Raw genomic sequence first — 1,912 nt, 5'->3', positions numbered from 1 at the left:
TCGTAGGCCGTCGATTTCTCGCACCGGCCCTCGGCGGGTATCCTTGACAGGCCCCCGGTTGTGTGCAGAACGTGGTCGGGTGCGATGGCGAGTTACCCAAGCGGCCAAAGGGATCTGACTGTAAATCAGACTGCTCAGCATTCGGGGGTTCGAATCCCTCACTCGCCACCAGAGAAGCCCCGGTCAGCCGGGGCTTTCGTGGTTTCAGGCCCGGTGAGCGACGGATGCCGCGGTGCGCCGTGGATCCCGCCGGGCTAGCGTGTCACCATGAGTGAAGACGCATCCGCTGCACTGCTCGACCTCGCTCGGCGCATCGCGCTGCAGGCGGCGGAATTCGCGTTCGAGGCGCGACGCGGCGGGGTGAGCATCGCCGAGACGAAGTCGTCGCCCGTCGACATCGTCACGGCGGTCGACCGCGACACCGAGGCGCTCATCCGGCGTCTCGTGCTCGAGGCGCGACCCGACGACGGCTTCGTCGGCGAGGAGGCCGACGCCAGCATCGGCACGAGCGGCGTCAACTGGGTCGTGGACCCGATCGACGGCACCGTGAACTTCCTCTACGGCATTCCCGCGTGGGCGATCAGCATCGCGGTGGTCGAGGGGTCGGCGGATCCTGCGCGGTGGACCGCTCTCGCGGGCGTCGTCGTCAACCCGAGCACGGGTGAGGTCTTCGAGGCGCGCGCCGGCGGTGGCGCCTGGCTCGACGGTCGGCGACTGCAGGCGAACGCGGATGTCCCGCTGAGCCACGCCCTCCTCGGCACGGGCTTCTCGTACTCGGCGCAACAGCGACGCGTCCAGGCCGAGGTGCTGCTCGAGCTGCTGCCGCTCGCACGCGACATCCGCCGCGTCGGTTCAGCCGCCCTCGACCTGTGCGCGGTGGCCGCGGGCCGCCTCGACGCGTACTACGAGCGCGGATTGAACCCGTGGGACCACGCAGCGGGCGCGCTGATCGCCCAGGAGGCAGGCGCGCGGGTCGGAGGTCCCGGCGGGGGAGCGGCCACGTTCGAGCTCGTGATCGCGGCAGCGCCCGGGCTGTACGAGGAGATCGCCGAAGCGCTGCGACGCGCCGGGATCGACGCGTGACGCGACTGCCCGCTGTCGCCGCGGAATACGCGGCCTCGCAGGGCTCTGACAGGCGGAGATCGCGGTTCGACGTGGCGTGCGCGACTGAGAACGGGTAGTCTTTACCAACCTGTTATCTCGGCACTGTCGGGATGTCCACCTCCCCGCGTTGTCCGTTTCCACGAAGCCGAGAGTTTCCCCCCACGTGCTCGAGTCCCCCCTCGTGCCCGACGATTCCACGCCAGGCACCCAGGCCCTTTCGCGGCCCGAGCGACCCCTGACTCGTCGTGAGCTCCGTGAGCGCGAGTCGGCCGAGACCGCCGCGGCGCAGCGTGCGGCGGCCATCGGGCAGCATCAGATGGCTCCGGCGGTCGCGCAGGCGGCACCGGTCGAGCGGCAGACGGATGCCTCGTGGCAGGCCGTGTTCACCCCGGCCGATGCGGCTCCGGCCTACGCCTCACCCGCAGCCCAAGCCATGCCCGCGGCCCCGGTGCGCACCGCGCCAGCGGCCCCGGTGCATACCGTGGCTCCGTCGTTCACCGCGGCTCCGGCGTATCCCGCGGCTCCGGCGTATCCCGCGGCTCCGGCGTATCCCGCGGCCCCGGCCGCTCCGGCCCCCGGCGCGTTGAGGCCGAGGCGCGCGGCAGCCGAGGTGCCGGCATCGCAAGCCCAGTCGGAACCGTTCGTCCCCGCAGCATCCGTGGTACCCGCAGCACCCGTCACTCCCGCAGTCCCCGCAACTCCCGCAGTCCCAGTCGTGATTGCAGCTCCCGCTCCGACCTCCCAGGCCGAGCCGGTCGACCACTCGGTCGACAGGAACTCGGCCTTCTCCGTGTCACGGGCCGGTTCC

The 1,912-nt window shown here is 71.3% G+C and carries 2 protein-coding genes and 1 tRNA gene; 2 read left to right on the top strand and 1 reads right to left on the bottom strand.

All coding sequences use genetic code 11. The features are described 5' to 3' along the window. Positions 1 to 86 precede the first annotated feature (86 nt). Together VIP82_RS10730 and VIP82_RS10725 are read left to right on the top strand one after the other, a co-directional pair. Positions 87 to 171: transfer RNA gene (locus tag VIP82_RS10730), tRNA-Tyr, on the top strand. Between the two features lie 96 nt (positions 172 to 267). Then, positions 268 to 1,083, top strand: coding sequence for an inositol monophosphatase family protein (locus VIP82_RS10725; protein ID WP_331908380.1), 816 nt, complete (start codon positions 268 to 270; stop codon positions 1,081 to 1,083). A gap of 429 nt (positions 1,084 to 1,512) precedes the next feature. On the opposite strand, the gene VIP82_RS10720 is transcribed toward VIP82_RS10725, so the two are convergent. Next, on the bottom strand, positions 1,513 to 1,912 hold a 400-nt coding region (locus VIP82_RS10720), incomplete at its 5' end, for a hypothetical protein (protein WP_331908378.1).

It is taken from the genome of Microbacterium sp. (assembly GCF_036566905.1).
Taxonomy (GTDB): domain Bacteria; phylum Actinomycetota; class Actinomycetes; order Actinomycetales; family Microbacteriaceae; genus Microbacterium.
This window is presented reverse-complemented; position numbering and strand designations above follow the sequence as displayed.